This is a genomic window from Thalassomonas sp. RHCl1 (assembly GCF_947387555.1).
GTDB lineage: Bacteria > Pseudomonadota > Gammaproteobacteria > Enterobacterales > Alteromonadaceae > Thalassomonas.
On sequence record NZ_CANDNZ010000027.1, the window covers coordinates 1 to 15,547 of the forward strand.

The 15,547-nt window shown below is 43.4% G+C and carries 12 protein-coding genes and 1 rRNA gene; 8 read left to right on the forward strand and 5 right to left on the reverse strand.

Translation table 11 applies throughout. The features are described 5' to 3' along the window. Positions 1 to 109: ribosomal RNA gene (gene rrf / locus QL234_RS31350) — 5S ribosomal RNA — on the forward strand; the annotation flags it as partial. A gap of 444 nt (positions 110 to 553) precedes the next feature. Here the strand turns inward: rrf and QL234_RS31355 are convergent. Continuing rightward, positions 554 to 742, reverse strand: a complete 189-nt coding sequence (locus QL234_RS31355) for a hypothetical protein (protein WP_281561666.1) — start codon at positions 740 to 742, stop codon at positions 554 to 556. Between the two features lie 564 nt (positions 743 to 1,306). Between QL234_RS31355 and QL234_RS31360 the strand changes: the two genes are divergently transcribed. Beyond that, entirely contained in the window at positions 1,307 to 1,591 is a 285-nt protein-coding gene (locus tag QL234_RS31360; protein ID WP_281561667.1) for a SymE family type I addiction module toxin, read from the forward strand. 154 nt (positions 1,592 to 1,745) lie between these two features. Here QL234_RS31360 and QL234_RS31365 read toward each other — a convergent pair whose 3' ends face one another. Both QL234_RS31365 and QL234_RS31370 read right to left on the reverse strand, forming a co-directional pair. Then, positions 1,746 to 2,222: a hypothetical protein gene (locus tag QL234_RS31365; RefSeq protein ID WP_281561668.1), complete on the reverse strand. Its 477-nt coding sequence runs from the start codon at positions 2,220 to 2,222 to the stop codon at positions 1,746 to 1,748. A 6-nt stretch (positions 2,223 to 2,228) separates the two neighbouring features. Further along, positions 2,229 to 2,933 carry a hypothetical protein gene (locus tag QL234_RS31370; RefSeq protein WP_281561669.1) on the reverse strand — a complete coding sequence of 235 codons (705 nt, stop codon included), beginning with the start codon at positions 2,931 to 2,933 and terminating at the stop codon, positions 2,229 to 2,231. A gap of 300 nt (positions 2,934 to 3,233) precedes the next feature. Between QL234_RS31370 and QL234_RS31375 the strand changes: the two genes are divergently transcribed. Together QL234_RS31375 and QL234_RS31380 are read left to right on the forward strand one after the other, a co-directional pair. Beyond that, on the forward strand, positions 3,234 to 3,707 hold the full coding sequence (locus QL234_RS31375; RefSeq protein WP_281561670.1) for a lipocalin family protein: 474 nt from the start codon (positions 3,234 to 3,236) through the stop codon (positions 3,705 to 3,707). A gap of 68 nt (positions 3,708 to 3,775) precedes the next feature. Then, positions 3,776 to 4,990, forward strand: a complete 1,215-nt coding sequence (locus QL234_RS31380) for a crosslink repair DNA glycosylase YcaQ family protein (RefSeq protein ID WP_281561671.1) — start codon at positions 3,776 to 3,778, stop codon at positions 4,988 to 4,990. Positions 4,991 to 4,992: 2 nt separating this feature from the next. Here QL234_RS31380 and QL234_RS31385 read toward each other — a convergent pair whose 3' ends face one another. Then, complete coding sequence (locus QL234_RS31385) at positions 4,993 to 5,349, reverse strand: hypothetical protein (protein ID WP_281561672.1); 357 nt, start codon at positions 5,347 to 5,349, stop codon at positions 4,993 to 4,995. A 476-nt stretch (positions 5,350 to 5,825) separates the two neighbouring features. On the opposite strand from QL234_RS31385, the gene QL234_RS31390 reads away from it, so the two are divergent. Continuing rightward, the gene (locus QL234_RS31390) at positions 5,826 to 6,467 is read left to right on the forward strand and encodes a transporter substrate-binding domain-containing protein (protein ID WP_281561684.1); all 642 of its coding nucleotides are present in this window, start codon (positions 5,826 to 5,828) and stop codon (positions 6,465 to 6,467) included. 354 nt (positions 6,468 to 6,821) lie between these two features. Continuing rightward, positions 6,822 to 9,131, forward strand: coding sequence for a TonB-dependent receptor (locus tag QL234_RS31395; RefSeq protein WP_281561673.1), 2,310 nt, complete (start codon positions 6,822 to 6,824; stop codon positions 9,129 to 9,131). Between the two features lie 16 nt (positions 9,132 to 9,147). On the opposite strand, the gene QL234_RS31400 is transcribed toward QL234_RS31395, so the two are convergent. Next, on the reverse strand, positions 9,148 to 9,963 hold the full coding sequence (locus tag QL234_RS31400; RefSeq protein ID WP_281561674.1) for a transporter substrate-binding domain-containing protein: 816 nt from the start codon (positions 9,961 to 9,963) through the stop codon (positions 9,148 to 9,150). Positions 9,964 to 10,242: 279 nt separating this feature from the next. Between QL234_RS31400 and QL234_RS31405 the strand changes: the two genes are divergently transcribed. Together QL234_RS31405 and QL234_RS31410 are read left to right on the forward strand one after the other, a co-directional pair. Next, positions 10,243 to 12,249 (forward strand): tetratricopeptide repeat-containing sulfotransferase family protein, encoded by a 2,007-nt coding sequence (locus QL234_RS31405; protein WP_281561675.1) that lies wholly within the window; start codon positions 10,243 to 10,245, stop codon positions 12,247 to 12,249. Between the two features lie 718 nt (positions 12,250 to 12,967). Next, positions 12,968 to 14,470: an amidase gene (locus tag QL234_RS31410; RefSeq protein ID WP_281561676.1), complete on the forward strand. Its 1,503-nt coding sequence runs from the start codon at positions 12,968 to 12,970 to the stop codon at positions 14,468 to 14,470. The last annotated feature ends 1,077 nt before the right edge of the window (positions 14,471 to 15,547 follow it).

Sequence of the window (15,547 nt, forward strand, 5' to 3'; positions counted from 1 at the left end):
GACAATAGCAACGTGGTACCACCTGATCCCATGCCGAACTCAGAAGTGAAACGCGTTAGCGCCGATGGTAGTGTGGGAGGTCCCATGTGAGAGTAGGACATTGCTAGACTTCTATTTAGAGAAGCCCGATTCGAAAGAGTCGGGCTTTTTGCTTTTATGTGTTCCATTCTGAGATAAGTTTTTGTCTAGCGACAATAGCACTGTGAAATCTCCTACTCCCTGGCAATTGCTCCTGCGTTGTTCTATTTCCCTACCTCCATGTAGGTCATTGTATCCACGGCGCTCAGGAGTGACCGCTCCTGGGCATCCTATTCCCGCGTCATTAGCGTATCCTTGCACTTCAAACGTAGTAGCACCGCTGGTAATTGCGTGTGGGGGGCTCTTTATGTGAGAGATTGGACACCAAAAATAGCTCCTGCATTTTTGATATTCACCACATCCTGTGGCTCATTGCTAGATTTCTATTTAGAGAAACCCGCAGCGATAACTGCGGGTTTTTTAGGAATAAACTTCTTTTACCTTGTTTGGGGGTAAATATTACCTGGAAGTTTTATTAACAACCGCATGACCAGGTGCCGCAGTGATCACTAGCTCTAACTCCGCAGAAATATGGATGAGTATGGCATTCTTCTGTATCCGGCTCTCGTACACCTCCCCCTATCTGGCGAGTTATTTTTTCAGGGAGAGCGTTTGTATCTTTAGACAGGCTTTTTAATTTTTTCTTATTAAGTTGTAACTTCATTAGTATAATCCTTTTACTTTTTATTTTTCTTCATTTATTAAAGTGGTTATGCTGAAATAACCAAGTCACATGTTATCAAAAAGTTAAAAGCTGTCAAATAACTAATCATAAAGCTAAGGAATGGTTTGTGGTAAACGCTACAGGACAGCAATAAACTGACAATTGCAAAAAGTTGATCTATGTATACCCTCTAGTTATTTCCCGCATGCTGTGGAGTCAGTAATGTTTAAAAGATATCTTTTGTCTTTTATTTTTCCTTGTTTTTATTGATAAATTTCTGATATAAGTTGTTAATGAAGCAGAGGATATTATGGTAGCTTGTCTCGTTGTACAGTAACCCATACAGTGGTGTATAAATCAGCCTAAATTAAATGCAAGTCGTGCATGGCTTATCTTGAGAATTGGTCTTTTATTAATAGTGCTATCCAACCCTAAAAGGAGAACACTTATTCTAATATTGCTTATCTGTTAACTGTTGCACATGGCAACAACTAAAGGCGCAATCCCTGAGTGAAGCGAACACTCAGAGATTGCTAACCACAACGAACTATCAAGGAGTCCGTCATGGCTGAATGTCATCATACGTCAGAGCCAGGCTCGGCAAAAGTAAAATATCCCATTTATCGGCAACTTACCGTGCAGGAGACTGTTTGCGGGTCGGCACCGAAAAGCCGTAATATAGGTATTAGTTATGCGCCGATACAGCTTGAACCCTGCATCATACTTAGGGGAAAGTGGCTCAGCAAGGCCGGTTTTCTCAAAGGGCAAAAGGTCAGTATTACGGTGAATCAGGGGGAAGTGCTCATCACAGCCAAGCAGGCTGATAATAACCGGGCTGCTAAGGGCTAGTACCCGGAAGTTAGCCAAGCTGCTGTACTGAAATCTGTGCGGCAGCTTTATTTCTGTAAAACGCAAGACCTGAGCTGGTACTCTCAGTTGATTGCCTTGCTTTTGGCTCTTGCATCACTACTTATGCTTACTTTCCCTGTGTGTTTGAATATCCTTATATAGTTTCAGGGAGCGGCTCGCCGCTAATTTTAAAATGTCGGCTAAACAGTGATTTTTTATAAACACCTTTTGGGGTCGATATAATGGGCAGGCACCGCTGTGGGTGAGAAAGTAAGTCTATGTGCCAGCGTGTTCCGCCGATAAAATTAAAGTTCACCCGGTTGGGAGCTACTAGCTCTACATCGGTAAAGTTGCCGGTGGTGTACATGCCGCCAATAGTTGCTGAATCTAAGGTCTTTAGTTTGTGATCCAGCAGATGAATATGCAGCATATCCTCGTGCGGGATGTCGTCAGTTAGAAAAACAAGATAAAAGTCATGCCATTTTATACATGCTTCTAACACTATGCCTTCAATAGCGGCAGCTGTGATTTGTCCGTTAAGTAGAATGTTACTTTTCTGCGGGCTGGTTTCATCTTGAGGCTCTTCAAGTGGTTTAATGTTAAATTCTATCTCTGTCAGTAATTTCATCATTTTTAATTACCACACCATAGCAACGCCGAATGCGGCCAAAGCACCACCAAGAAATGCACCGACAGTGACACAAACAGGTGCCCCCGGGCCACAGGCTAAACCAGCCATGGCGCCACCGGCAATGCCTCCACCTATCCCGGCGCCTGTTACTGCTATTTCTTCACCCGCAGCATCGAATTTATTTTCAGCGGTCGCTACTGTGTACACAGACAAGGCGATGGAGACAAATATCAGCCCTCGCCCGGCGCGGGATAAATTTTTCATTAATGCTGTTACTTTAGGGTTTGACTTTCCGGCAGATTTTATTATTTCAGCATAAACTGCGTTTTGTTTCTCTGCCGATAATTTATCAAAGGCTATGCCTTGTCCATGAAGTTGTTTTGTTTTTCGGGCAATGAGTTCGTTTAACGTTTTGCCTTCGTGTTTGAGTTGTTGCGCCATAGCTAAGCCAACCGGCGTACTTCTGGTTCGAATTATCTGCATAATGATATTTCGTGTATCTTGCGCTTGTTCAGCGGCTGTTAACCAGGATATTCTGCCAGTCATGGCATTAGATCTCAGTTCAATTGCCATGGCTTTAATTTGTTTGGCATAGGCCTGTCGGGCATGGGAGTCTATGATCAGGTGTGTGCCAGCATTGGCGATATCGGCTTCAAGGCCTCTTAGGGCATTTTCAAATAATTCACGATTTTTGTTTTCTTCATTGTCCATTAATGCTCTCCATAGCATGGTAATGTATAAATGACTTCAATAATTGTAACGAGTAATTTTACCTGTTTATAGAGGTGCCGTCTGTTTTTTGAACGAATTAAGTTGCCGCATAAACATGCTTATTAGGAATAAATTATCAGGATATCCAGGATAAATGGCGAGCGCTCTTAAAAAGCTCTGAGTTATCTTGAACTATTGCTCGCAAGGGAGGGGGAGATTAAATAGAATTTACGTGATATTGTCAGCAGCAGAAATTAAATGTTGGTTGTCCAAATCTGTACTGGGTACTAAGGAGTATCAGTGAAGTATTTATCTCTGTTAGTTGGAGCTGTTATTTTACTTACCGGCTGTGCAAGCACAAAAGTTGAAGTAAAGCCTGAAGAGCAAATTGTTGGTGTATGGCATTTAAAAGATTACGGCACAGGTAATTATGAATACAGCCAACTGGGTTTTACTGCCGGTGGCCGTAAATGCGTTGTTTCTGTTTCAATGAATGGCTCAGGCTTTCCTGAAATAGACTATTACGATAATACCTGGAAAATAAATAATGGGGTGTTGGAAACTACAGTAGGCGATAGCCCGTCAAGCTCACTCCCTAAAGGTTATCTCATTAAAGATCACATTAAAGTATTAAACCAAGATGAATTGGTTGTACAGATGGAAAGTTTTGGCGCACCTTTGGAAAAACATCAAAAATTGCATGGCGTGCAACCTGAAAGGATCTGCCAGTTGGTGGAGAATTATGCCCGTTTGATAAAGCGCAACAATGCCTAACAGCTGTTCAGGGGGACTAGTGCATTGCGTGATCCAGGCCTTTCTGCCAGTGTTAGGAAAGTATAACCATGATTGAAATTAAATCACCGCGAGATCTGGCGCGTTTACGCCGTCTTGCCCTGGCTGCACAAGGCCTGCTGCAGGCTCAGCCCTATGGGCGTGGTTTAGCGGGGGCACGTAAAGCGATTAACCACATAGGTTATGTACAGATCGACACCATATCTGTAGTGGAGCGGGCACATCATCATGTTTTTCACTCCAGAGTGCCTAATTTCAAGCCGGCCATGACAAACCAGCTGCTGCTCAACGGAGATATTTTTGAATATTGGGCACACGCGGCGGCTTTTTTGCCTATCGCCGATTTTCGCTTCTCTTTGCCTTATAAGCACGCTATTAAGAGCGGGCAAACCCATTGGCATAAAACCCGAGATAAGAAGCTTATGGGGGAGTTGTTGGCCCGCATACGTTCTGATGGTCCGATACGCTCCCGCGATATAGAAACAAACACCACAAAGCGTGCCGGTTGGTGGGACTGGAAGCCAGCCAAAAAGGCACTCGAACAGCTGTATATGGAAGGCGACCTCATGGTTAGCAGCCGGGAAGGCTTTCAGAAAACCTATGATCTCACGGAGCGGGTATTGCCCTCTCAGGTAAATTTACAAATGCCCACCATGGAAGAATTTGCTGAGTACATGGTAGACCAGCAGTTGCGCTGCCATGGCTTTGCATCACTTAAAGGACTGACCTACCTGCGCCGAAATGCGGCATTGCGCAAAGCGGTAAAAACCTTGGTAAACGAAAGACTCGCGCAGGGAATGTTAGAACAGGTAAAGGTGAGCAGCGGTGAAATATTTATATTGGAAACGGGGGCACTCGAACGCTCTCTTCCCCGGTTAAACAACCGAATGTTGATACTTTCACCATTCGACAACAGTGTTATTCAACGGGAACGGCTCAAAACACTGTTTCAATACGACTATCAGATAGAATGTTACGTACCCGCCGCCAAACGACAATATGGCTATTTTTGCCTGCCGTTACTGTACCGCAATGAATTTATAGGCCGGATAGATTGTAAAGCCCATCGAAAAATCAGCCATTTGGAAATCAAATCACTGTATTTGGAGCAACACCATTTTGATGAAGAGGCTGTTATCAGCGCATTTGTCGAGGCCATCACAAAATTCAGTCATTTTCAAAATTGCGACTCCGTGTCTTTGAGCAATGCCCAGCCTGAGCATTTAACCGAACGATTACGCTGTGCGCTAAAACCTCTAGGATGACACTAAGTTCTACTTAGAAAAGCCCAACTCTTTGAGTTGGGCTTTTGAGTGGAGCTTATAAACTGCGCCGAATCAGGGTAACGATAACAAGTGCCTGCTGTGATATCTGAACAAGAACCTGGCGGCATCAAAGAGACGTTATTGCCTAATTTCCTTAAATAGCGGGAAAGTTCATTTCTTAAAACTGCTTTGCGGGTGTTTATATAATCTGCATCCACTACATTCTGTTTGGTCAAATCTACAATATTAAAGGTGAGATTTTTAATTACGTTAAATTGTCCAAAAATCATTTTGTTAAAGTAGAATTTATAGCCACTCTTAAATTCATTTTGTAAATTCGCTCGCTCAGGGTCTGTCAAAACAGTCATGCCTGAAGGAATTAGTATTGTGATCGTAGATGATACGCTAGGATTCATTCGATTGAGTAAAGAGCACAATCTAAGCTGTATCTCTGTTAATTTCTCTTCGTCAATGAGTAATTTTCATTAGATCTTGAAAAAGAATAAGCAAGCGGCAGTGCTTAAATTTCTTTTATTGACACATGTTTAATTTTTCTTTGTATTTGTCGTGCCTGTCTTTGATGGATGGAACTTCTCAGTCGAAGTAGGACATTCAGGTTGGCCTTATATTTGCCTTTGCCCTCAAAAGGCGGGGTTTTATGCTATGTTTGATCATTAAATTCACGGGAAAATTACAGTGTGAGCAAGCCTGATATTGTACCCTAAACCTTAATATGAAAGTTCAACCTAGCTTGATGATGCTTCGTTTATTCTCGATATTTTTGTTGGCTTTTTTGCTTTTTTCTCTGCCTGTACAGGGAAAAGAGTCCTTGAAAGTGGCTGTGATCATTGCTCCGCCATTTGGTATTGAGGAGCGCGCCAGCGGGGTTTTTTATGAGTTGTCTGAGCAAATCTGCAAGCAGGCCGGGGTAGAGTGCCTATTTTCCTTTTTTCCCTATGCCCGCATTGTCAATCACATTAAAAGCGGCAAAGCCGATTTTACTTTGTTGTTTTCAAACCCGACTCTGGCTGCCAATGCGCAACAGGTTTCCCGGATATTGAATTTGCAGAATATTATTGTTGGCCAGCAGGGGGGCAGGTTGACTTCTCTGGAAGAGTTGCAGGGGTTGAGACTGGGTATGTTGCGTGGTGCTGTGTATAGTGAAAAACTGGCTCAAAAAACGGATATTACCGAGTACCGGGCCGATACTTATGTCCAACTGGTGAAAATGCTGAAAAACGGGCGATTGGATGCTATTGTCGGTGTTAAAACCTCTATCTTCCATGCTGCAGCTTCATTGGGAGTTCAACCTGAGGAGTTTTTTGGCAAACCGTTGGATTTAGGCTATAGACCGGTCTGGGTTCATGTCTCCAATAAAGTCTCGGTTACCATCCTTGAAAAAGTTCGCAAGGCTGCTGAAAGGGTTCGCACAAGTGACTTGCCTGACAGATTAGCCATTAAATATTATCAGCTTTAGTCGTTTATTGGTTAACCATGCGTATCAGGGGAGTGCTGTTGAAGCCCCACAAACGGGTGGTAGCAAAAAACGGCGTTCTGTTTACTCCATTGTTATTTCCCTGATCTCACTCTGAATGATGATGACCCTATTTGGTTATATGGAGTAAAGCTAAAGGCTATTCTAAACTTTAGGGGCAATGTTTACCGCTAATATGTGAGTAGAAGAAAACTTGCTATGATTGATGTCAGCCCAAGCAACATAAAGAATTCTACAAAAATCAAGCCATTGATAGCGGCAATTCGAGCTTCATTTCAGGCGATAAACCTTTACAACCTCACGCTCTCAACTTTGATGGTGAGCTCCGCGGCAATAATGGCAACGGCCAATGCCGAAGACACAGCGGGAGAAAAAAGCAATGAAGTATCAAGCCAGGCGCAGGCTAATGCCGAGCCTGGCATTGAAACCATAGTTGTTACCGCCGGTAAACGTGTTGAAAATATTCAGGACACAGCGTCTAGCATCACTGCATTCGGTGCTGCTGCGCTTGAGGAACTTGAGATAAACAGCTTCCAGGACTACGCCCTTTTGCTGCCCAGCGTGTCTTTTCAAACTTCCGGCCCCAGCAGAAGCCAGGTTTATATGCGGGGGGCGTCAGACGGTGGTGACGGTAATGCGTCGGGGTCGCTGCCCAGTGTCGCGATATACCTTGATGAACAGCCGGTAACCGCGATTGGTCGTAATCTTGATTTGCATATTTATGATATTGAACGGGTTGAAGCACTTGCCGGCCCGCAAAGCACCTTGTTTGGTGTGAGTTCACAAGCCGGAACGCTTCGGATTATCACCAATAAACCGGACACCGATGCTTTTGAGGGGCAATTTGATATCAGTTACGGTTCGACCTATCAGGGCGATACCAGTTACTCCCTCGACGGTTTCGTCAATATTCCCCTGGCTGAAAAAGCGGCGATAAGGCTCGTTGCCTGGAAGAAAGAAGAGGGGGGTTATATCGATAATATTGCCGGTACCCGCACCTATGCACTACTTACCGGCGGCGGCAGCTTTTCTACGATAGAAGAGCGCAATGATAACTTAATAGAAGATGACTTTAACGAGCTGAGCAGTGAAGGCGCCAGGGCGGCCTTAAAGATAAACCTGGATGAGAACTGGACAGCAACGGCGAGTTATCTGAGGCAAAAACAAGACACCCAGGGAGTTTGGTTTCATGATCCCCAAAGCCCGAACGGTGAGGTGGATGATCTGGAAGTTCAACGGTTTTTGCCTGACTCTCTGGTTGATGAGTTTGGCCAGGCAGCACTTACGCTGGAAGGCCAACTGGGGGAGACCCTTCTGGTTTATGCAGGCTCGTTTATGGATCGGGATGTAGAATACTTCAATGATTACACCGATTATGCCGATTATTTTTCAACCAATTGGATTCAGTATTACGGCTGTGAATATTACGGCACTGCTGATGTTGACTGTACCAGCATGGCTATTTTTCATTATGAAGATAACCATTATAAGCGCGACAGTCACGAACTTCGCCTTCAGTCCGTTAATGACAGCTCATTGCAATATATTGTCGGGCTATATTATGAAGATACCAGCCATGATTACCGGCACGAATGGCAAATGGAGGGGTTAGCTAAAGGCGGTGATTTTAGCCCGTTTGGTGAGCCTAATCTGTGGTATTTGACCGACCAGACACGCAATGATAAACAAAAGGCCCTGTTTGGTGAACTCAGCTACGGGGTAAGTGAGCAAACCACGCTCACGGTTGGCGCACGATTTTTTAGAAATAACAGTAGTTTGTCCGGGGTTTCTGGCTATGGCTTGATTGCCCCCGGCTTTCCCATTCTGGATGTTGATATTGATGACGAAGAAAGCGACAGTATTTTTAAGTTAAATGTCAGCCATAAGCTTGATGACAAAAAAATGCTTTATCTTACCTGGTCCGAAGGCTATCGGGCCGGAGGGATCAACCGGGATGAGTCTGCTTTAGTCGAGCGAATTTATAGTCCTGATATTATGACCAATACAGAATTTGGCTGGAAAAGCGTATGGCTGGATAACAAACTTCGCTGGAACGGGGCGCTATATCATATGGCATGGAATGACATGCAGTTTACCCGTTACGATTTATCCTATGAAACCCCGGTAGCGGTGACCATCAATGCCAGTGAAGCCCAAATAGTGGGCCTGGAATCCCAGCTTACATATCTGGTGACAGATGACTGGACGCTCAGTGCCGCTTTTAACTTCAATCAGGCCGAACTTACTAAAGATTTGCTGGTAGGCAGTAATTTTTCTCCAGAAGGCACTGAGCTACCTAATGTACCCGAATTTAAAGCGAATATTGTTAACCGTTACAACTTTGTTGTTGGCGGTTTAGACAGCTTTGCTCAGTTGGTTTATTCCTATGTCGGCAAATCTCATAACGATATCTTTAAATTTTCATCCAATGATACCAGTCTCGATAAACGGCAGGTGAACGAGAGTTACGGCGTTGTTAATTTTTCTATGGGGGTCAATATGGAAAATTGGGGGGTTAATTTTACGGTCAATAATCTTACCGATAAGCGCGCGCAGTTATCGCGCGGCAGTAGCAGTTGGGACAGTACCGAGACCATTATTCGCCCACGTTATATTGGCATGAGTTATTACAGAAGGTTTGAATAATAGCGGGCCTGGTTATTTAGTTTATGGCGCTTTTTTTGGGCTGTAAGGGGGATATTTCAGCACCTGACCAATAAGCTTGTGTTGCATTGACTGACAATTTCTCGACGATACCCGTTTCTTTATATTGCTCAAATAGTTGATTAAATCTCCCCAGAAGATGCGCGCAAGGCGATTTTTTAGAAAAAGAAATATGTACCGGGTTTACCGTCAGGGATTCTGAAAGAAAAAGTGTCTCTTCTAACCCGTACATCTTGATATATTCCAATGCATCGCGTTTAGAACGAAGTACATAATCAACCCTGCCTTTTAGCACTAAGTCAAGTAGTTGATCATAATCAACAATTTCAGACATGGGATAGTCTGGTAAATCTCCGCTGGTATATTTGTCAACAATATCGCCATTTTTGGCACCTCTTACTTTGGCGCCATGCAGGTTTTTTAGATCGGTAACGCTATGGATGGATAACTCTTTTCTTTTGTATACAGCGCGAACATCATCACTTGTTATAGTGCCGCCAACTAACCAGTTTTTATCACGGTTTTTGGTGAGATAATGGCCTGCCAACATATCTATTTCTCCGGTATCCATAGCACTGATCACTCTTGCCCACGGCATCACGCAATTAAATTTGATTGATAACCCCAGTTGTTTCGCGGCCATGCGAGTTGCTTCTATCGCTATGCCCGTCGCTTTATCCTTATCTGTCGGCAATAAAAAAGAAACCGGATACCATGAATTGGAACAACCTACGCGAATAAGGTCACATTCCCTGGCATTTGCTAAAGAAATAACAGGAAGTGCTAGAAAAAGAAATAATTGTGGAACTTTCATAGTAGGCTCCAATACCGCTTTATTTTTTTCATTTACCTGTCAAAACAAGGAGGTTCCATTATGAACTATAGTCGTATAAACAGGTGACGGCACCTAAGGTGAAACCACAAGGCCCGAAATAGAGTGCAATGAGCCCGGTAAACTCTCTACATAGACATGTTTACTGTTTGAATATATTACTTAGTTAAGTGACTGTTTTATTTGCAGGTATTTATACTACGGGGTTGGTTGTTGCTGACTTTAGTAAAAGCGCTGTATCAGTATCGAATGGGGAAAGAAATGTCGCAGCATGACAAGCGTACAAAAGAAATACGTATTGCAGTACAGCATGCGCATGAAATGCTGATGCATAACGCTTTTGAACCCGCCTTGGAGCAAGGACAGGAAATTCTTAAGGTATTTCCGTCAGAGCCGAATGCGCTTTTTATTATTGGTTGTGCATTAAGAGGTTTAGGCCGTTTAGATGAAGCAAAAACAAGCTTACAAGCCCTGGTTGAGCAGACACAAAAATTCTCTCTGGCTTATCAGGAGCTGGCATTTACTTTACACGAGCTGAAGCAAACGAAACCAGCAATAGTGGCATTACAAAAGGCGGTTGCGCTTGATGAAAAACTCCCTCAAAGCTGGCTATTACTGAGCAAATTATTACCCGTAGCAGGCGACAGCAATGGCGCGGCAGAGGCTCACAAGAAATATTTACGTTTGTCGACAAAGTCTCCTCAGCTGGATCTGGCATTAGAGGCATTTATGGCGGGGAAGTTACCGCTTTGCGAGAGCATTTGCCGTGCGCATTTGAAAACACAGCCAAAGGATGTCAATGCCATTCGCCTACTTGCTGAGGTTGCGATTAAATTGGGGATTTTTACCGATGCTGAACACTTGCTCGAACGTTGTTTAGCGCTAGCCCCTGATTATCATCTTGCCCGGCTTAATTATGCGCATGTATTAAATAAACGAGAAAAGAGCCAGCGGGCATTAGAGCAAATTAATCTTTTGGAGCAAGCGCAACCCGGCGCAGCACCACAACGTATAGAAAAGGCTGCTATTTTGGTTAGATTAGGCCAATTTAGCGCGGCCATAGAGCTTTATGATGATTTAATTACCCAGTTTCCTGAGCAGGCGGGTTTGTATACCAGCAGAGGTCATGCGCTTAAAACCATAGGGCGATATGGCGCTGCGGTAGCGTCATATCGCCAGGCAATTTCATCTTTACCCGGTTATGGCGAAGCATATTGGAGTTTGGCCAATTTAAAAACCTACGCTTTTGAGTACAGCGAAATACAGGCAATGAAGCATCAACTCGCTGACAGTGCGCTTGCCTCTGCAGACCGGATTAATCTGTGTTTTGCTTTAGGGAAAGCGCTTGAAGACAGGGAAGAGTTTGCACAAGCTTTTCGTTTTTATAAACAAGGTAACGACCTTAAACTAAAAACCGAACGTTATGATGCCAACGAAACGTCAGCATTAGTAGACCGTACCATTGGCGTTTGTGAACAGGGGTTATTTGCGCAAAAAAATAACCGGGGATGCAATAAAGCTGATGTTATTTTTATCGTCGGCTTACCCCGTTCAGGGTCTACTTTACTGGAACAAATACTGGCAAGCCATTCAATGGTTGACGGCACAAAAGAACTACCCGAAATCATTGCCATGGTCAGAAAACTTGGAGCGCGTAGCAAACGGGAGCAAAGGTCAAAATATCCTGAAATCATAGCGGATTTAACCGGGGAACACTGTAAAGCGTTAGGGGAGGAATATTTAAGAAAAACACAGCTGCACCGTGGCACAGCATCATTTTTTATTGATAAAATGCCCAATAATTTCGCCCATATCGGGCTGATCAAACGTATATTGCCGCAAGCTAAAATTATTGACGCCCGGCGTGACCCTATGTCGACCTGTTTTAGCTGCTTCAAGCAACTTTTTTCAGCAGGCCAGGCCTTTAGTTACTCTCTTGAAGACATAGGGCGATATTATTTAGATTACATTCGCTTAATGGAGCATTGGCATAAAGTCATGCCGGGGGAAGTGCTGACGGTTAATTACGAAGCTGTGGTTAATGACTTTGAACGGCAGGTACGTCAGATTTTAGCCTATTGCGGGCTGCCTTTTGAGCAGAGCTGCCTTGAGTTTTATAACAATAAACGTGCTGTTAATACCGCCAGCTCCGAGCAGGTGAGACTGCCTATTTATCAAAGCAGTTTGAATGTTTGGAGCAATTTTGATGACGAATTAGCCCCCTTAAAAAATGTGCTTAAGCCGTTGCTGAACAATAACTATAACTAGTGTGTAAGGCGCAAGAGGGCATGCTGTTATGTTATTTTTACATCGGGTTTGATATGACTGTGATTGGGATAAAACAAATTAGCCAAATAATGATTTTAAAGGGAGTATCAGGGAAAAGGACAAACGCAGTAAACTTCCTATAAACATGCTAAAGCAAAAAACAACCGAGTAGGGTCATGAAAAATTAGGTTACCCATGCTTGTAGCGGAAAAGCCCGCTCTGAAAGAGTCAGGCTTTAACATTCGAAAATGCAATAACTATCTTTCAACGCATTCTAATAGACAAGATGCACCTTGATGACAGCTTACATGAGAGCCGCCACCGGCGACCTGTGGTGTCATATTTATTGGCAAGGATTTCTTGTCATTTGATAAGTTCTTGAGCTTTTTTTATTTAGTTTTAATTTCGTTGTACATCCTTATTATGATTCGTGCTCAAAGTCATAGCACATAACAATATTTCCATTAAAAGCACTAAAAGTCAAAGTGTTACATTTGTTTTAGAAGAGGGGATAGGAATTTTCAACGGTTTCGGACAGCCTTAACCTGATGAAGGCATAAAACCGTCCATGTTCAACCTGGAAGTACTCCTAATGTCTTCAACAGTGGAGTGTTAATTGTGAATAGAATAGACTGGTGCTAATGCTTTTAGTGGAAAATGTTGCTTTGCATTCTTAAAAGGAATTCAGGCAAATAAAAATAAACAAGGTTGTTTCTAAATGTCTGGATTTAAAGAATATCATCAGTACGACGGCTTGGGGTTGGCCGAATTGGTGCGCAGCAAACAAGTGACCGCCAAAGAGTTGCTTTATGAGGCTATCCGGCGCGCAGAAATCGTTAACCCTAAAATAAATGCCATCAACAACTCCCTGTTTGAACTTGCTCAGCAGTCGGTTAATCATCTGCCGGAGGGCATCTTTTCCGGTGTCCCTTTTTTGCTGAAAGACTTACTCTCAGATGTTCAAGGGGTGATCACCAGCAACGGCTCTAAAGCTTATAACAATTACCGGCCCGAACAAGACAGTGAACTGGTCAGCCGATATAAAGCATCCGGCGTGAATATTTTCGGCAAAACCAATACCCCGGAATTCGGCTTAATGGGCATTACCGAGCCAGAAGCGTTCGGCCCGACACGTAACCCCTGGAATACACAACTGACATCAGGCGGCTCCAGTGGCGGCAGTGCTGCTGCAGTGGCGGCCAGGATAGTGCCGTTGGCTTCCGGGGGCGACGGTGGCGGTTCTATTCGCATACCGGCATCTCATTGTGGCTTGTTCGGATTAAAGCCGTCTCGTGGCCGCACGCCCGATGTTGGCGGTGAACATTGGGATGGCGCCAGTTGTGAGCATGTACTGTCGTTGTCGGTACGTGACAGTGCTGCCATGCTTGACCAGATACAGGGAGCGGGAGTAGGGGCGCCCTATATCATTAAACCGCCGGAGCAAAGCTACCTTGGCGCTTTAGATACTCCGTTAAAGCCGCTGCGTATTGCTTTTACCACGCAATCACCTTATGGCGGCACAGTGGCTCCAGAATGTATTCGGGCGGTAGAAAACAGTGCCGCATTACTTGAAGGTTTGGGCCATCATGTTGAAGAAAAGCAACCTGATTTTAGCGGTGACATGCTGCTCAATAGTTACCTGACCATGTATTTCGGCCATACGGCAGCCGATGTTGTCGACTTAAAGAAATTGCTTGGGGAGCAATCGGTAAAAGGTCTTGAAGACAACACCCGTTTTCTTGCGCTGATGGGGCAGTGCCTTTCGGCCAGCGATTATGTTAGTGCTAAACGCGATTGGTTCTGCATCAAACAACAAATGGACCTGTTTCACCAAGATTATGATTTATTAATGACGCCAACTAACGCATGCCTGCCGGTAGCAGTAGGCTCCCTGGCAATGAACGGCATGAAGAAATTACAAACCCGGCTTGCCATAGCCGCGGGGGCCGGCATGGCCGGTTTGTTTAAAAAATCGCTGCTGGGGATAACAAAAGACGAAGCGCGTAAAAACCTGGATAAAACCCCTTTTACCCAGCTGGCCAATCTGACCGGGCAGCCGGCGATGTCTGTACCTCTTTATTGGAGTGATGATAACTTACCCGTAGGTATTCAGTTTGTTGCACCGTATGGTGATGAAACGACCTTGTTTAAATTGGCTGCACAGCTGGAACAGGCACAGCCGTGGCATGGCAGAATGCCTGATATTGTCGATTTGTATTAAGAGCAGGGCTGAACAATCAAAGTTTAATTCAGTGCAATGATTTTCATCGGGCAAAATAAATATTTGGTTATTAATCACCAAAAAATTGATATCGGTGATAAGAGCTAAGGTAGGAGATTATGTGGATTAGTTCAGATCAAATAACGTATAAGGTAATGATAATTTTGCTCTGTGGCAAAAGTACTTTAAAATGAATGAAACAAAATAACCAATTATGTTTTATCTTTGGGTTTCCGTCTTATATTCATACTGTTATTAAATGCTCTTTTCGAAGAAAAATTTTGATGTTCTTAATAATTATTTTCAGTAAAGGTCAATGGAGTTTTTGATTATTAAGCAGTCCTAAGCCTAAAGCTCGATATTTTGGCTGCATTTCATATATTATCCTGGCAATACTACCGTAAATAGTGCTGAAAACTTCTCTAGTCAGTAGCACTGTTGAGCATGAATTATTTCATCAATTAGTAAAAGGACCATACATATTTCAAAAACAAATGGTTTATCAAAGGCACGGCTCGTTGGGACGAGTTAATGATGAGTGGTCTTATTGACCAAGGTGGTGAAATTCCCGTTTTGGCAACTCAAGAGAAGCTTTTTTAATAAAACGTATGGTGCCAATCATATCTGGAATGATCTGATTATCCTATTAGATCGAAAAACACTTTGTAAGCTGTTTATTACTGAAGCAATTGGAGTAGGGCGATGTTCTTGCTGTGAGTGAGTGGGTTTTAAAAAAACGCTCATTGGTAGGAGTTAGAACGAAAAGCAGGTTAGATGAACCCTATATCTGGAATGCTGCTACCGAAGCTATCAGGCACATAGAATAATACTATTATTGATAAGTTAGTATGATTCGTTCAACAAGTTCTAATGAGAACAAAGTGTTAAAATTTAGGCCTGGCTCTATGCATATTCCATGGGGGTATTTTTATATCGTGATCTGCTTTTTTTAATTTTAAATCAATATTTAATGAGTGCTTTTGTGTTAAAGCTGTTGATTGTGTAATGCCATGTAATGTTTGTTTCTTTACATTTTATTACGTAAAACTTAACATGGCGCCACGTAAAGGAACTATG

Coding starts and splice junctions, on each gene's coding strand:
- QL234_RS31355 (WP_281561666.1), bottom strand. CDS start 742: ATGAAGTTACAACTTAATAAGAAAAAATTAAAAAGCCTGTCTAAAGAT.
- QL234_RS31360 (WP_281561667.1), top strand. CDS start 1,307: ATGGCTGAATGTCATCATACGTCAGAGCCAGGCTCGGCAAAAGTAAAA.
- QL234_RS31365 (WP_281561668.1), bottom strand. CDS start 2,222: ATGATGAAATTACTGACAGAGATAGAATTTAACATTAAACCACTTGAA.
- QL234_RS31370 (WP_281561669.1), bottom strand. CDS start 2,933: ATGGACAATGAAGAAAACAAAAATCGTGAATTATTTGAAAATGCCCTA.
- QL234_RS31380 (WP_281561671.1), top strand. CDS start 3,776: ATGATTGAAATTAAATCACCGCGAGATCTGGCGCGTTTACGCCGTCTT.
- QL234_RS31395 (WP_281561673.1), top strand. CDS start 6,822: ATGGCAACGGCCAATGCCGAAGACACAGCGGGAGAAAAAAGCAATGAA.
- QL234_RS31400 (WP_281561674.1), bottom strand. CDS start 9,963: ATGAAAGTTCCACAATTATTTCTTTTTCTAGCACTTCCTGTTATTTCT.
- QL234_RS31405 (WP_281561675.1), top strand. CDS start 10,243: ATGTCGCAGCATGACAAGCGTACAAAAGAAATACGTATTGCAGTACAG.
- QL234_RS31410 (WP_281561676.1), top strand. CDS start 12,968: ATGTCTGGATTTAAAGAATATCATCAGTACGACGGCTTGGGGTTGGCC.